This is a genomic window from Adhaeribacter pallidiroseus, assembly GCF_003340495.1.
Classification (GTDB): Bacteria; Bacteroidota; Bacteroidia; order Cytophagales; family Hymenobacteraceae; genus Adhaeribacter; species Adhaeribacter pallidiroseus.
This window is the reverse complement of sequence record NZ_QASA01000001.1, coordinates 3126094-3141495: the sequence shown is the minus strand read 5'-3', so window position 1 is coordinate 3141495 and position 15402 is coordinate 3126094. Positions and strand designations below refer to the sequence as shown.

At 42.7% G+C, this 15402-nt stretch carries 12 protein-coding genes and 2 pseudogenes; 11 read left to right on the top strand and 3 right to left on the bottom strand.

Going from position 1 to position 15402, the window contains the following annotated elements; translation table 11 throughout:
* Positions 1-80: 80 nt before the first annotated feature.
* The 3 genes from AHMF7616_RS12390 to AHMF7616_RS12380 form a co-directional block, all read right to left on the bottom strand.
* A complete protein-coding gene (locus AHMF7616_RS12390) occupies positions 81-536 on the bottom strand; it encodes a cold-shock protein (RefSeq protein ID WP_115373168.1) in 456 nt (151 codons plus the stop codon).
* A gap of 443 nt (positions 537-979) precedes the next feature.
* Complete coding sequence (locus AHMF7616_RS12385; RefSeq protein WP_115373167.1) at positions 980-1579, bottom strand: gluconate 2-dehydrogenase subunit 3 family protein; 600 nt, start codon at positions 1577-1579, stop codon at positions 980-982.
* Positions 1580-1605: 26 nt separating this feature from the next.
* A complete protein-coding gene (locus AHMF7616_RS12380; protein ID WP_115373166.1) occupies positions 1606-3285 on the bottom strand; it encodes a GMC oxidoreductase in 1680 nt (559 codons plus the stop codon).
* A gap of 648 nt (positions 3286-3933) precedes the next feature.
* On the opposite strand from AHMF7616_RS12380, the pseudogene AHMF7616_RS12375 reads away from it, so the two are divergent.
* The 11 genes and pseudogenes from AHMF7616_RS12375 (at position 3934) to AHMF7616_RS12325 (ending at position 15387) form a co-directional block, all read left to right on the top strand.
* Positions 3934-5330, top strand: a pseudogene (locus AHMF7616_RS12375) (Gfo/Idh/MocA family protein).
* 370 nt (positions 5331-5700) lie between these two features.
* Positions 5701-7128, top strand: coding sequence for a putative oxidoreductase C-terminal domain-containing protein (locus AHMF7616_RS12370; protein ID WP_115375590.1), 1428 nt, complete (start codon positions 5701-5703; stop codon positions 7126-7128).
* A 544-nt stretch (positions 7129-7672) separates the two neighbouring features.
* Positions 7673-8775 (top strand): annotated as a pseudogene (locus AHMF7616_RS27945) (cytochrome-c peroxidase).
* A gap of 78 nt (positions 8776-8853) precedes the next feature.
* Positions 8854-9225, top strand: a complete 372-nt coding sequence (locus AHMF7616_RS12360; protein WP_115373165.1) for a hypothetical protein — start codon at positions 8854-8856, stop codon at positions 9223-9225.
* A gap of 204 nt (positions 9226-9429) precedes the next feature.
* Positions 9430-10191 carry an MbnP family protein gene (locus AHMF7616_RS12355; protein ID WP_115373164.1) on the top strand — a complete coding sequence of 254 codons (762 nt, stop codon included), beginning with the start codon at positions 9430-9432 and terminating at the stop codon, positions 10189-10191.
* A gap of 2 nt (positions 10192-10193) precedes the next feature.
* Positions 10194-11249 carry a cytochrome-c peroxidase gene (locus AHMF7616_RS12350; protein WP_115373163.1) on the top strand — a complete coding sequence of 352 codons (1056 nt, stop codon included), beginning with the start codon at positions 10194-10196 and terminating at the stop codon, positions 11247-11249.
* Positions 11250-11256: 7 nt separating this feature from the next.
* Positions 11257-12249, top strand: coding sequence for a hypothetical protein (locus tag AHMF7616_RS12345; RefSeq protein WP_115373162.1), 993 nt, complete (start codon positions 11257-11259; stop codon positions 12247-12249).
* 5 nt (positions 12250-12254) lie between these two features.
* Positions 12255-12656 carry a hypothetical protein gene (locus AHMF7616_RS12340; RefSeq protein WP_147275674.1) on the top strand — a complete coding sequence of 134 codons (402 nt, stop codon included), beginning with the start codon at positions 12255-12257 and terminating at the stop codon, positions 12654-12656.
* Positions 12657-12775: 119 nt separating this feature from the next.
* Positions 12776-13345 (top strand): SCO family protein, encoded by a 570-nt coding sequence (locus AHMF7616_RS12335; protein WP_317047605.1) that lies wholly within the window; start codon positions 12776-12778, stop codon positions 13343-13345.
* The gene (locus AHMF7616_RS12330; protein ID WP_115373159.1) at positions 13332-13748 is read left to right on the top strand and encodes a c-type cytochrome; all 417 of its coding nucleotides are present in this window, start codon (positions 13332-13334) and stop codon (positions 13746-13748) included. Before AHMF7616_RS12335 ends, AHMF7616_RS12330 begins: the two co-directional genes overlap by 14 nt.
* A 637-nt stretch (positions 13749-14385) precedes the next feature.
* Positions 14386-15387, top strand: a complete 1002-nt coding sequence (locus AHMF7616_RS12325; protein WP_115373158.1) for a WD40/YVTN/BNR-like repeat-containing protein — start codon at positions 14386-14388, stop codon at positions 15385-15387.
* Positions 15388-15402: the final 15 nt, after the last annotated feature.

Here is a 15402-nt window from a genome sequence, read left to right as displayed (position 1 = left end):
TAATCCGGAATAAAGCTTAAAAGAAGAAAATGCCTGGTGTAAACTTTAGCTTAGCGGGTTTTTACAACAGGCTCCGGTATTTACTTCGTCGATTTTTTAACGTTTACGGCGGTTAACCCTTTGGGAGTACTTTCTACTTCAAAAGTTACCAAATTATTTTCTTTGATCGGATCAACTAGTCCGTTCACGTGCACAAATATGCTTTCCTGCGATTGCTGATCTTTGATAAATCCGTAGCCCTTGGATTCGTTAAAGAAAGCAACAATGCCGGTACGGGTAGTTTCTGCCGGAATATCTTCTTGTTTAGCAATACCTATCCGAATGTTTTCTAAAGGAATTTCTACTCTTTGTTTAGGATCTGGTGGGGTAGAAGAAAAATTACCAAACTCATCCACGTAGGCGAGCATGGAGTCTAAACTTTGGCCTTTATTGGCATTCGCTTTTCGCTCTTCTTTTTTTTCTTCTTTATCCTGCCGTTTTTTTTGTTTTTTCTTTTCGTTTTCTTTTTTATTGAAAGTTTCTTGTGATCTGCCCATGCTGTTGCGGATTAGGTTTTGTGCTTAGGCCATATGTGCATCATACGGCCGGCGGAGATTATGAGTAAAGATAGAAAATAAACTGTTCTTTTATTCTCTTCTTAAAATATATCTTAACAGTCAGAAGTCAGAAGCAATCAGAATTTCTGCGCAAAAATTCACGCTTTTGATTCTAGCAACAGTACAATCACCAGAAAATTTAAAGCTTGTTTCTTACTCAGCAACCTGAAAGCGAGGCTTGTTAACCATTACATAAGGTAAACAGATTAGTTTTATAATAAATTCAGGAGAAACAAAATTGGCAGGATAGTGATGGGTGTTGCGGAGGAAAGTAAATAATTAAAAAGTTACTTACATTCCCCGTAAGAAAAATAACGTCTACAATGGTACGCTACAGTTTATCTGTAGACTAACTGCTAGCGTCTTATGTTACGTATTTAAAACTAAATAGCCCAGGCACCTTCTCCTTTTTTATAAGGCACGTTGCCGTCGTAACGGCCGGGTGCTTCTACGTAGCGCAAGGCTTTGGTGGCCCCAATTTCGGAAGTACAAAACCCGAGTATGGTTAACTGGCGCATCATTAAAAAATAATGCACAGGCGGTCCGTCTGTATTTAAGTAATCCCGGCGACCGGTTTTTACGGGTACGGGAGTTGCCCGCTGCCCGGCATCTAATTTTTTTAAAAATTCCAATTGGTCGGGGGCATTTCCTTGCGGAAAATCTTTGCCGTAAGTGGCTTTAAAGTCGGTTTTAATTTTTTGCAGGCCGGTGGTAAATACTTTTTGCTGTTCGGGATTATAACAATCCGATACCATCATAGCCATAAAAGCGCCAATATCGGCATCTTTGGCGCCCGGTTTCCCATTAAGGCCCGGTAATATAATACCCCCAATTTCGTGGAGCAGCTTGATGTCTTCGGCGGAAAAAAGGGTACTAGCCTGGTTGTTGGAATTAAGTTGAAATCCGGCGGCAAATGCCTCGCCGCCTACTACGGTGCCGCCCAGTAACAAGGCTACTCTAGCAATTGCTTCTCTTCTGTTCATGTTGGTGCCGTTTATCTAAGTGTTTTTTAAATATTTTGTTTTTTTAACTCGCTCACGGCAAAATCGGCGGCCCGGGCGGTCATGGCCATAAACGTTAGCGAAGGATTCTGGCAGGCCGAAGAAGTAAAACAAGAACCATCGGTTACGAAAACATTTTTGGCATCCCAAACCTGGTTGTATTTATTCAACACGGAAGTTTTAGGGTCGTGGCCCATGCGGGCCGTACCCACTTCGTGAATGGCGCCCCCGGGTTTGTAACCCGGATCGTTACCGTTTACGTTTTTTAAACCGCCCGCCTCCAGTATTTCTTTACCCGCCTCCAGCATATCGAGGCGCATTTTTTTCTCGTTTTCTTTTAATTCGCAATCAATGGATAAGGTGGGCAGCCCCCATTTATCCAGGTCTTTTTTATTTAGGGTAACCTTGTTTTCGTGGTAAGGCAGCATTTCGCCGAAAGCGCCCATGCCAAAGTACCATTTACCCGGTTCGGTAATAGCTTCCATTAAATCAACCCCGATGCTGTATTCGGCTACGTTACGCGCCCAATTGCCCCGATTGGCGGAGCCTTGGTATCCGTAACCGCGCAAAAAATCACTTTTTTCGCCATTGATATTCCGGAAGCGCGGCACGTAAATACCCGACGGATTGCGGCCATATACATACTTATCATCAAAGCCTTCGGCCAAACCACTTACATTTACCCCCAGGTGGTGATCCATTAAGTTATATCCTAGCTCGCCGCTGCTGCTGCCCAAACCATCGGGCCAAACATCCGTGGCCGAATTCATTAACACCCAGGTAGAATTTAAAGTAGAGGCGCAGACAAAAACAATTTTAGAATAAAACTGGTAAGTCTGGTTATTTTCGGCATCGATGATTTCTACGCCCGTGGCTTTCTTTTTATCGCGGTCGTACAAAAGGCGGGTTACAATAGAAAGTGGCCGTAAAGTTAAACGGCCGGTTTTCATGGCGGCGGGCAGAGTAGAAGACTGGGTGCTGAAATAACCCCCGTACGGGCAACCCAAAGCGCATTTACTGCGGCTTAAGCAATTGCGGTCGCCTAAGGGTTGGGTTAAGTTGGCGGTACGGCCACTGATCATGGTGCGCTTTCCTTTGAAATGCGCCGTCATTTTGGTAGAGATGTCCTGCTCTACGCAGTTTAATTTAATAGGAGGCATAAACTCGCCGTCGGGTAATTGGGCTAAACCATCGCGGTTGCCGCTGATTCCGGCAAATTTTTCGACGTAACTGTACCACGGAGCCAGGTCTTTGTACCGGATGGGCCAATCAATGGCAATACCTTCTTTCGCGTTGGCTTCAAAATCCATTTCGCTGAACCGGTAACTCTGGCGGCCCCACATCAGCGATTTGCCCCCTACATTATAGCTCCGGTACCAGTTAAAGGGTTTGGTTTGGGTATAAGGGGCTTCCTTAATTTCGGTAGAAACCGTAAACTTACCCGGCGAGTAGACCGATTTATCGTTCGCGGCAATGGCGGCTTCCATAATGGCTTGCTGAGGTTGATAACCCCGGTACTTGTTATCCCAGGGGGCTCGGGTGGCGTTTACATAATCTTTTACGTGCACCACATTGTGGCCGCGTTCCAGCATTAAAACTTTCAGGCCTTTTTCGGTTAATTCCTTGGCGGCCCAGCCACCGCTCACGCCGGAGCCAATTACAATTGCATCGTAGGTTTGTTTAGCCATGGGTAAGTGATTTAAAACAACAAGCACATTTGGAGTAAGGTAGCTTTAGCTAATAAAATATCCTTCAGGTTTAAGCTACCTTGCATTCTTTAGCATAGAAATATATTTATTTGTTTTAATTTTTACTAGTACCTTATTTAAATACTGCTAACCAAAAGTTTGCTTAATGGCCGGTTTTTTAAAATTTACTACTGTATAGAGGTTTGCTTATATTTATATGGTCAACGTTTGCATAACTGAGGTGTTCGTATAGGCTGCTAATTAAGCTGTTTCATCGGTGGTGTATTTAACCCTTCCGCTCTGCGGAAACCTTTCCTGAAAACAGGGAAGGAGAGGCGGCTACTCCTAAAATCAAAGAATATCAAGCGAGCTAAAACGCTCTGACTTATAAAACAGTGTAATATTAACCCTTGCACTTAAATAAGAAGAAATAATATCGGCAATTTCTTCCCTGTTTTTAGGGGAGGTCCCGGAGGGGAAGGGGTAACACTCATAGTTCAAGTTCAGGTAGTTTCTCATTTTACTTTTATAAATGTTAATTTAGCTAAAAATTAATAGTCGGTTCACGACAAAATTTTAAAAATTTATCAACTAAATGCTGCCATTTTCCGGCTGGTTTAGTAATTTGATAAATTAACGAAATCGCTTATGGCAACGAACGACTTTTCTGAATTATCGCGGCGCGGCTTTCTTAAGAAAGCAATAACCGGAACGGTAGCTACTTCATTGGCTAGTATTGGCTTTCCGACCATTGTACCAGCCTCGGTTTTTGGCAAAAATGCGCCCAGCAATCAAATTAACGTAGGTGCCATTGGTACCGGCCGCATTTCGCGCGACCACGACCTGCCCGGCATCTGGAAGCATAACCAGGCTCGTATCATGGCCGTCTGCGACCTGGATCAAAAGCGCGCCAACGAAGCCAAGCAATTGGTGAATGCCTATTACAGCAAGAAAAATAACCAGCCTTACGATGGCATTAAAGTGTACTTCGACCATCAGGAATTACTGGCTAATAAAGATATCGACGCAGTTGTGATTAGTACCCCGGATCATCAGCACTCTTACATTGGCATTCACGCGGTAGAAGCCGGTAAAGATGTGTACCTGCAAAAACCAGCTTCTCTCACCATTGCCGAAGGTCGGGCCTTGAGTAATGCCGTTCACCGGACGGGCCGGATTTTGCAAATTGGCAGCCAGCAGCGCTCGTCGGCCCAGTTTAGATACGCCGCCGAATTGGTGCGCAACGGCCGGATTGGCCAACTAAAAACGGTACAAGTAGGTTTGCCCGGCGATCCGGCCGGCGAAGAAGAACCGGAAATGCCCATTCCGAAAAATTTAAACTACGATGCCTGGCTAGGGTCTACGCCTTACGTGTATTACACCGAAAAGCGGGTACATCCGCAAAATGATTACAGCCGGCCGGGCTGGCTGCGTTGCGAGCAGTTTGGTGCCGGCATGATCACGGGTTGGGGCTCACACCACGTAGATTGTGCGCATTGGGCTATGGATACCGAATATACCGGACCCATTGAAGTGTGGGGACAGGCCGAATATCCGGCCAAAGGTTTGTGGGATGTGCACGGTAAGTTTCGCACCGAAGCGCTTTATGCCAACGGCGTTAAAATGATCGTGAGCAATGATTTGCCCAATGGCATCCGGTTTGAAGGTACCGAGGGATGGATTTTTGTAACCCGCGGCGATTATTCGGTAACAGCCAGTGACCCGGTAGCTAAAAAAACCGGTACTAAAGCTTTAGAAGCGAGTAACCCCAAAATATTAATTTCAAAAATTGGCCCCGAAGAAATTCATTTGTACGAAAGCCAGGACCATCACGGCAATTGGCTGGAATCCGTAAAATCGCGCCAGCCACCGATTGCGCCCGTGGAAGTGGGCCACCGTTCCTGCTCTACCTGCCTGATTCACCAGATTGCCATGAAGCTGAAACGGAAGGTTTACTGGGATCCGGCTAAGGAAAATTTAAAAACGACGACGAAGCCAATAGCATGTTGTCGCGATCGCAACGATACCCGTACCTGGTAGGTTAATTAAAGGAACGATTAGTTATTAATATGTTCAGTTTCTAAGTGATGTTTATGGGTTTCTAGCAAATGCTGTTTTAAATTAATTTTGTTGAAGAACTGATACACGCAAAACCAGTTCTAAAATCTAGGTGTAGTTTTTAAACTACACCTTTTATTTATCACTTAAAACAGATTACAAGTAATTAAGAATATAGTAAGATGTAATCAAGAAACTACACCCAAAAAAAGACAGTAAAAATATAATGAAGAAAAGAAGATTCCGGTATACTTTGCTTCGGCTACGTTCCCGGAATTTAAATTTTAGCTAAATTTGATTTGCTCCAGTTTAAGTTTTTTATTTACCCGTTCGTATTCTGGCAATAAACTCCAACCTATGAAAAAACTGTTTTTCCCCGCTTTACCTGTTTTACTCATCAGCACTTTTTTAAGCTGTTCTAATAATAAAAAAGAAATTACCACGGAAAATAAAACCGAAGCCAATTCTGCAGCAGCTGCTACTAATGGTAAAATTAAATTAATGACGCTTGATCCGGGCCATTTTCATGCGGCTTTGGTGCAGAAATCCATGTACCCCAACGTAGATCCCTTGGTGCACGTGTATGCTCCCGCCGGCCAGGACATAGACGAGCATTTAAAAAGAATCAGCCAGTATAACTCCCGCGCCGAAAATCCAACGCAATGGCAGGAAGATGTGTATACCGGACCGGATTTCCTTGAAAAAATGCTCCAGACCAAACCCGGCAATATGGTCGTAATGTCGGGCAATAACCAGAAAAAAACCGAGTACATGAAAGCCGCTGTAGATGCCGGCTTAAACGTGTTGGCCGACAAACCCATGGCCATTACCACCCAGAATTTTGATTTGCTAAAAGAAGCTTTTGCCTCCGCGGAAAAAAATAAGGTGATGTTGTACGATATCATGACGGAGCGTTACGAGATAACCACCATGTTGCAACGCGAGTTTTCTAGATTGCCCGACGTGTTTGGCACTTTGCAAAAAGGAACTGCCGCTGACCCGGCCATTACCAAAGAAAGCGTCCATCATTTTTTTAAATATGTATCCGGTTCGCCGTTAAAACGCCCTGCCTGGTTTTTTGATGTGCGCCAACAAGGTGAAGGCATTGTGGATGTAACTACGCACCTCGTAGATTTAGTGCAATGGGAAGCGTATCCGGAACAAACCATTGACTATACCAAAGATGTAAAATTAACCAGTGCCCGCCATTGGCAAACCAAACTTACCCCAACGCAGTTTAAAACCGTTACTCAGCTAGATTCTTACCCGGATTTTTTAAAAAAAGACGTGGTTAGTGATTCGTTATTAGGCGTTTACTCGAACGGCGAAATTAATTACCAGTTAAAAGGCACGCATGCCAAGGTGTCGGTAATCTGGAATTTTGAAGCCCCCGAAGGTGCTGGCGATACGCATTTCTCTATTATGAAAGGCACCAAAGCTAATTTGATTATCCGGCAGGGCAAGGAGCAAAACTACAAACCGGTTTTGTACATCGAGCCGGCTGCGGGTACGGATTTAAACGCTTTCGAAGAAACTTTAAAAACTGGTTTAGCTACTGTGCAAGCTATTTTCCCGGGTGTAACTGTTGAGAAAACCGGCAAAATCTGGACCGTAACAGCTCCTGAAAAATACCACAACGGCCACGAAGCCCACTTTGGCCAGGTTACCGAAAAATACCTGGAGTTTTTAGCATCGGGTAAAATGCCGGAATGGGAAGTGCCGAATATGCTGGCTAAATATTACACCACTACCAAAGCTTTGGAATTGGCTCGGAAGAAAAAGTAAAATTTAAAAAAATGCCGCTTTTATAAATGGTTTTTAGTAGCTCGTTGTAGATAAAATTTTAAACGGACTTACCGCCAGAAACTTGTTAAGCTTTGTAACAGGTTCTTGGCGGTAGTTCTTTATTCAGCCGGTAGCAAGAAACAATAAAGTTGCTTTTTTTATTTTATTACCGCGTGCTAAAGCAGCAAAATCAAAACAGAAAAGTAAGTACCACCGCTATTAACTCGGTAAGCACCTCTTAAAACAGGTAATCGCCAAGGCAAGCTTGCCGCTCGTACTATAAATAAAGTAAACCAAAATACGAACTACAAGCTCCTACTAGCGGCATTAATACCAATTATAAAAATTGTTGGAGTTTATATGTGCAGCAAAGAACTGGTTTCTAGTTTCAGATGTTTATGACTTAACTTATCCTGTATTGAAATATTAAAGGATTTGCTTGCGTTAGCTAATTAGCAATTTGCATGATTATTGGGTCGGGGGGTGCGTTCTGGTTAATGTGTGTTTAGCGATACTTGTTTGTTATCAGTAATTTAAAAAATCAGTGAAACCACTTTACTCTTTTGCTTTATTTTGTTGTTTACTAGCCTTTTCTTGCTCCTCTACGGATGATGAGGATAAGCAAGAAGAAATACCGGTACCTCAACCAACACCTTATACCCTTTCATTCTCCGAACGATTTCAACCACCTACCATTCCGGCCGATAATCCTTTAACCGAAGAAGGCGTTTTGTTGGGCCGGCGCTTGTTTTATGAAAAAAAATTATCCGGCGATAATACTATTTCCTGCGGCAGTTGTCATCAGCAAAAATTGGCTTTTACCGACGGCAAAGCCCTGAGTACCGGCATTAACGGGCAAAGTACTAACCGCAGCTCCATGAGTCTGGTGAATCTGGCCTGGAACAAAACATTCAACTGGGCCGGCGAAGCAAATTCTTTAGAAGCGCAAGCGCGTATTCCAATAGAGAACCCCTGGAAATGCACCAGAACCTGGACGAAGCCGTTCGTGAACTCCAAAACACCGGAACGTACCCAGATCTTTTTAAAAAAACCTTTGGCACCAGTACTATAACTGCGGATTTAATGCTGAAAGCCTTGGCCCAGTTTACCCGCACCTTGGTTTCTACGAACTCGCCTTATGATAAATTTCGGGCGGGACAGGCTAATTTAACGGTAGAAGAACTGGAAGGCATGCAGTTGTTTATCACGCATCCCGACCCCGGCCGAAACCTGCGGGGCGGCAATTGCGGCGATTGCCACGGCAGTGATTTTTTTACTTTGCAACAATTTCATAACAATGGCTTAGATGCCACTTTTGCCGATAAAGGTCGCGGAGCCGTTACCGGCAAAGCCACCGACGATGGTAAGTTTAAAGCGCCTTCTTTACGGAATATTGCCGTTACGGCCCCTTACATGCACGACGGCCGTTTTAAATCCCTGGAAGAAGTGCTGGATCATTACAACGACCACATCAACTATGCCAGCCCTAATCTGGACCCTTTGATTTTAGAGGCGTCGAACCAGGTAAAAGGCAAATCGCTGGAACTTACGCCCCAAGAAAAAACCAAGATTATCACGTTTCTAAAAACGCTTACGGATGAGACGTTTTTGCAAGACGAGCGTTTTTCGGAAATTACAACTCCTTAAAATAAGCTTGGTAAAAACAGAAAGAATGCTTTTTTTCAAAAAATTCTGGTTCTACTTTTACTCCGCAACGAAAACAACTTGAAAAGTGCCGTTACCATAGTGCTCTTATTGGTAATGCTGGTGCAAAGCTTCAGCAAGGTATTTATTGTTCTCGATTATCAAGCCAATAAAAATTACATTGCCGAATATTTGTGCGTGAACAAGAAAAAGCCGGAAATGCATTGTAATGGCCATTGCTACTTAAAAAAACAATTGCAAAAAGCCGAGCAGCCAGAAAATCAATCTTCAACCCCAAAGTCTAAACTGGTTCCGGAAATTACCTTGTTTTGCCAGACTCTTCTTGTGCTTCCATTTACTGCCCGCAATGCATTCTTGCAACATTGTTTTAATTACCTGCCGGGAGTAACGGTAGCTAATCTTTCTTTCATTTTTCATCCACCGCAAGTTTAAATCCAGGAGCTAATTCCTAAATAGCTTCGCTGCATTCTTAAACTTCTTGCGTTTAAGCGTCATTTCTGGGGCGTAAAAGTCGTAAGAGGCTAGTCTGTAATAAAATTTTTTAAATTTTCTGATTAAAGGGGCGTCCTGGTTTAAGCCAAAGTAAGGCTGTAAGCTTGGCGAACAATCTTTTGTATTTACTTTTAAAACGAGCTCATGAAATCTTTATTCTTAAAATATACCTTCGTTCTTTTTACTGTTACTACCTTATTTACCGCTTGTAAAAAAGATCCCGAAACCGAAGCTATTACTATGGGGCAGGTAAATCTGGAGTTCGAACACGTGGTGGGCAACGAAGAACTGGCTTTAAACCCCCAGCAATACACCAATGCCAACGGCGATCAATTTCAGATTACTACTTTTAAATACTACATCAGCAATATTGTTTTAATTAAAGCCGATGGCTCTACTTACAAACAACCCGATAGTTATTATTTGATTGACCAGGAAAAGCCGGATTCCAAATTACTTACCCTTAACAACGTGCCTTCGGGCGAGTACACGGGTTTAACCTTTACGGTAGGTGTAGATAGTGTCCGGAATGTATCCGGAGCTCAAACTGGTGCCTTAGATCCGGCCCAGGGCATGTTCTGGAGCTGGAACACCGGTTATATTTTCCTGAAACTCGAAGGTTACTCGCCCCAATCCGAAAAAGGCGGCTTAACTTTTCACATTGGTGGTTTTAAAGCTCCTAATAACACCATTCGCACGGTTTCGCCTGATTTAAATGGCAATAAAATGCTGGTAGCGGCCGGGAAAGCACCGCAGGTGCATTTAAAAGTAAATGTGCTGGAAATGTTTCAATCGCCGCGGCTGATTAAGTTTGCCGATTTAAGCACAACTATGGGTGGCCCGGCTTCGGTAACGGTTGCCGATAATTACCGCGACATGTTCCGGGTGGATCATATCCATAATTAACCATGCCGGAAATTTTAGGACTTAACAAAAAGCGCTGCATTGTTCTGCTGGCTATTTTTTTAAATTTTTTAGCGGGTTGCTACCCCGATCCGGAGGTGCCCACTGCCGTTGACTTGCAGAAAAACCCAGTTCATTTTCCACCGCCGGTTTACTTGTTTACCGAGAACGAACCGACGCAAGCTGGATTTGAGTTGGGACGACAGTTATTTTATGATCCCTTGCTTTCCCGCGATGGAACTGTTTCGTGTGGGAGCTGCCATAAGCAATTTGCCGGCTTTGCCGACTTGGATCATACCGTAAGCCACGGCATTCAGGACCAATTGGGGACGCGCAACACCCCGAGTTTAACTAATCTGCGGTGGGATAAATCTTTTTTCTGGGATGGGGGAGTTACGCACCTGGAACTGGTACCGCTATCTCCTATAACGAACCCAATTGAAATGGGCGAAAGTTTAAGTAACGTTATCCGGAAACTAAACCGTAATCCGCAATATGTAACCGCTTTTAACAAGGTTTTTCACCAGGATAGCATTAACAGTCAGCAATTATTCCGGGCTATGGCGCAGTTTATGGGGCAGTTTGTTTCCGTTTCCGCGCCTTACGATTATTACGTGCAAGGTAAAACCGATGTGCTTTCAACTTTACAGGTACAAGGTTTAGTCGTTTTTCAAAATAAATGCGCTACCTGCCATACTCCTGGTTTATTTACCGACCTCTCGTTCCGCAACAACGGGTTAGATACAGATTTTAAGAAAGATGCGGGCCGGCAAATGATTACCCAAGAGGCGGCGGATGCGGGTAAGTTTAAAGTACCCAGTTTACGCAACGTTGCCCTAAGTGCGCCCTACATGCACGATGGCCGGTTCCGAACTTTAAGTCAGGTATTAGATCATTACCGGCAAGGCGTAAAAAAATCGGCTACTCTGGATCCGGTTCTGGCAAAGGCGCAACCAGGTATCTCGCTTTCGGAGGCAGAAAAGCAGGCGTTGCTAAGCTTTCTGGAAGCGTTAACCGATAAAAAGTTTATCACTGATTCCCGTTTTACGGATCCTTTTTAAGTTGATTATGAAGAAAATTATTTACCTGTTCCTCCTTTTAATTTTAAAAAATTCGGTCAGTTGGGCTTGCGATATATGCGGTTGTTTTATGGGCATCACGCCTTACGATAATCAAAGCAGCCTGGGCGTATTGCACCGCTACCGAAGCTTTAATGGGTACCAAAGCGCTAATCAGAGCTCCCACTTTTTTCCGAAAGGCGCTGGTATTTTAACTGGCGGACCGGATAGTGGTTCTGGCTCGCACAGCCACAATGGCAATCCAACGGATTTTGAAGTGTACCGGGCTACGGAAATCCGGGCGAAATATTTTATTCATCAGCGAGTAGAGTTAAATGCCTTTGTGCCATACGTGCAGAATACTACGCAGTACAACCAAAGCCGCACTACTTTGGCTGGTTTAGGCGATATTAATTTATTTGCGGGCGTGCATGTGTTACGTAAAATTGAAGTAGCCGGCGTGCAGCAGCGTTTAGTACTCGGGGGTGGTTTAAAACTACCCACCGGCCATTATTACCGTACCAACGCCGAAGGTTCCCGGCAACCTTTGTTGTACCAAACCGGTACGGGTAGCGTCGATTATTTTGGGTATGTGAACTACATTGCCGGCTACAAGAAATTTGGCTTAAGCATTAACTCCAGTTATAAACTAAACGGCCAAAATTATTATAAGGAAAGTATTGCCAACAGTTCGGCTCACTTTGCCAATTTATTTTACCGCTACAATGTCAACCCAAACTGGAACATGAATCCTTCGGTGCAATTTTTTTACGAGTATACCCAAGGGGAAAAATTTAACGGCGAACTCACTGGCGAACACAAAATGAATAATGCTTTACTGGGTCCGGGCCTGGATATTTATTACAAAAACGCTGGCGTAAATCTAGCTTTTCAGCTTCCGATTTACGAAGAAGATACAGGTCATCCGGCTAGTGCCGGCCGTTTAGTACTTGGGTTTAGTTATAACTTTAACCAGACCAAGTATTTAATTAAAAGTAAGTAATGGTTATGAAGCATTACGCCTTTAGTTTAATATTCCTGATAAGTTTTTTTTCTTGCTCCTTATCTGAAAAAGAAAAACTCAAACAACTGGAAGAACAAGTTCTCACCCAGCACGATGCAGTCATGAGCCAAATGGATAAAATAAACCAAAGGCAGCGTAAATTAAAAGCTTATCTCCAAAAAGCTGATTCTACGCACATGGATACAAAGCTTATTCAAAATCAAATTACCGATTTAAGGAAGGCCGATGCAGCCATGATGAATTGGATGCATCAGTATAAAAATCCGGCGGATTTATCACCTGAAAATGCCAGTATTTATTTAGAGGATCAATTATTTAAAATTAACCAAGTAAAAAAACAAGTAACCAGCGCCTTGGCCAACACGGAAAAAAATACATTCAAGTAATGCAACAACACGTAAAACATAAATTAAAATTTTTGAGGAACCCAGCCTGCTTTTTGCTTTGGGCTGGGCTACTTTTCAGCTGTTCCCAAACACATACTACCTCAAACCGTTTGCCCATTTTGGGAGAAAGAGAAACGGAACAACGCATAGTTAACGGCCAAACCATAACCGATACAATCTATCACCAGATTCCGGATTTTAGTTTCATAAACCAGGATAGTCAGCGGGTAACCAGTCAAACTTTAGCCGGTAAAATCTACGTAACGGACTTCTTTTTTACCACTTGCCCTACCATATGCCCAAAGATGAAGAGCCAACTGCTGCGCGTTTACGAAAAATTTAAAAATAATGACCAGGTGGTATTGTTGTCGCATACCATTGACCCGCAGCACGATTCAGTAGCAGTTCTCCGGGACTATGCGGGGCGTTTAGGCGTAAGCAGCAGTAAATGGCAATTTGTGACCGGGGCCAAAGACAGTATTTATGCTATCGCGGCTCAATACATGGTTTCGGCGGCGGAAGATGAAAAGGAACCGGGCGGCTTTGTGCACAGTGGCGCTTTTATTTTAACAGACACTAACCGGCATGTACGGGGCATTTACGACGGCACTGTTCCGGAACAAGTAGATCAGTTAATGAATGACATTTTGCTTTTGTTGGCCGAGAAGCAACAACATGCTCAAAAATAAAAATTCGCTCTTGCTTTTAATACCACTGGTTGTATTTTCCTGGCTCCGTTGTTCGCCGGCGGTAAACGATAGCGGAGAACAATTGTACGTGCAGCATTGCGCCAGTTGCCACATGGAGGATGGCCGTGGTTTAAAGCGGCTAATTCCGCCGCTGGCCAACGCCGATTATCTAGTAAAACACCGTCAGGATTTAGCTTGTATCATGAAGCACGGCCAGGAGGGAAACATAACGGTAAATGGACTGCACTACCAGCAAAAAATGCCGGGGGCCGAAGATTTAACTCCGGATCAAATTACGAATCTTCTAAATTTTGTGCAAACCAACTTTGGTAATAATAACGAAAGATTTACGATACCGGAGGTTTCTGCTCTGCTCGACGCTTGTGCCGCACATAACCACTAGTAGATAAGATTGTGTATCAGATAAAAGTAAAAGAGCGCGGCTAGTAGTAACCGCGCTCTTGTGCTGCTGTGTAGCTATAACGTCAATAAGAACTACAGTTTAAATTATTTAATGCAGTGCTTTTACGAATAAACTAAAAGCAAAACCGGATGAACAATGCTTTGCTTCGTTTAGGTTTGAATACTTGTTATGAAAGCACTGGAATAAATCTGGCTTTTTAATCATCTACTCATGAAAAAGATACCGGCCACCCAGCCAACGCGAGCCAACTGGTGTTAGGGTTTAATTACAACTTTAACCAAAATAAGTATTTAGTTGGTAATAAGAAATAAAGGCCTAAAATATTTTAGTAGTGTTACTTATCAAACAATTTCTTTCTGCTTTCTGATAAATAATGTCTATTGGTTACTTAGATTCGCAACATTTCATCTCTTTTATGTAAAAAAACTATGTTACTTTTATACTAATAGTTTCGTTTGTGTAAGGAGAATTATTTAATAAATTTTATTCTCTTTTCAATAATACTTCTAATTAAAATAGCTCCTTTTATTTCGATTAGTATTGCATAAGGTAAGCAACCAATAGTGCATTTTATGGCTCTTGCTATTGGGTAGGTTACCTTTAAAATAATACTTATATGAACAATTCAAAGATGTTTTATTTATTTATTATATGCTTTCTTTTCTCTTGTAATCAGCAGAATGTTGATCCTCTAGTGAATAATAACAATTGGCAAACAGTTAATATTAATTACCAAGGAACATTGACTGATATAAAATTCGTGTCAGTCGATACGGGATACACTTTTGGAAATGACCCTAATATTCTATTGAAAACAACTGATGGTGGCAATTCTTGGGAAGCATTACCTTTTCCATCTTCTGCTTCAGATATGTTTACAAGTTTTTATCCAATAACTAGCAAAATTATTCTGGCAGGACGCTATATACCCTACCGTTCTATGGATGGAGGCCGTACCTGGACGAAGCTTTCTGCCCTTGATAGTACAAGCATCCGGCAGTTTGAGTTTACTAGTGCTACTGTAGGCTATGCCTGTACCGGTAATGGTGTGTATAAAACAACTGATACCGGCAACAGTTGGCGCCTAGTGAAACAGAAAAGCCTTGCCTACGATGCTATTCAATTTCTGGATGCACAGAATGGTTTTATCAGCGGTGGGGGTTTAGTAGAATACAATGCTAGTAAGATAATAGCTACTTACGGATTTCTAGCCAGAACCAAAGACGGAGGCGAAACGTGGATAAATTTAGATAAAGGAGACTGGAGCACCAAAACCCAAAATTTAAAAAAAATAACGGGCATGCAATTTATTGATACAAACTATGGCTATTTATCCACCATTGAGAATGAACTTTTAAGAACTACTGATGGTGGCAGTACCTGGGAGATCATTAATAATGATAAAGACTTTGTTGATTCGTATGCCATTCCCCTTTTTATTAATAAAGATACCGGCTTTTTAAGATCGGGTAAAACTATCTTTCGAACCGAAGATGGGGGAAAAACACTAAAAAAAGATTATTATAATGAGCAACAAGATATATTGAAACTGTACAGCACGCCTGATAATAAAATTTTTGCGGTGGGGAGAGATGGATTACTATTAAAAAGAAAATAACATATTTAACCTTAA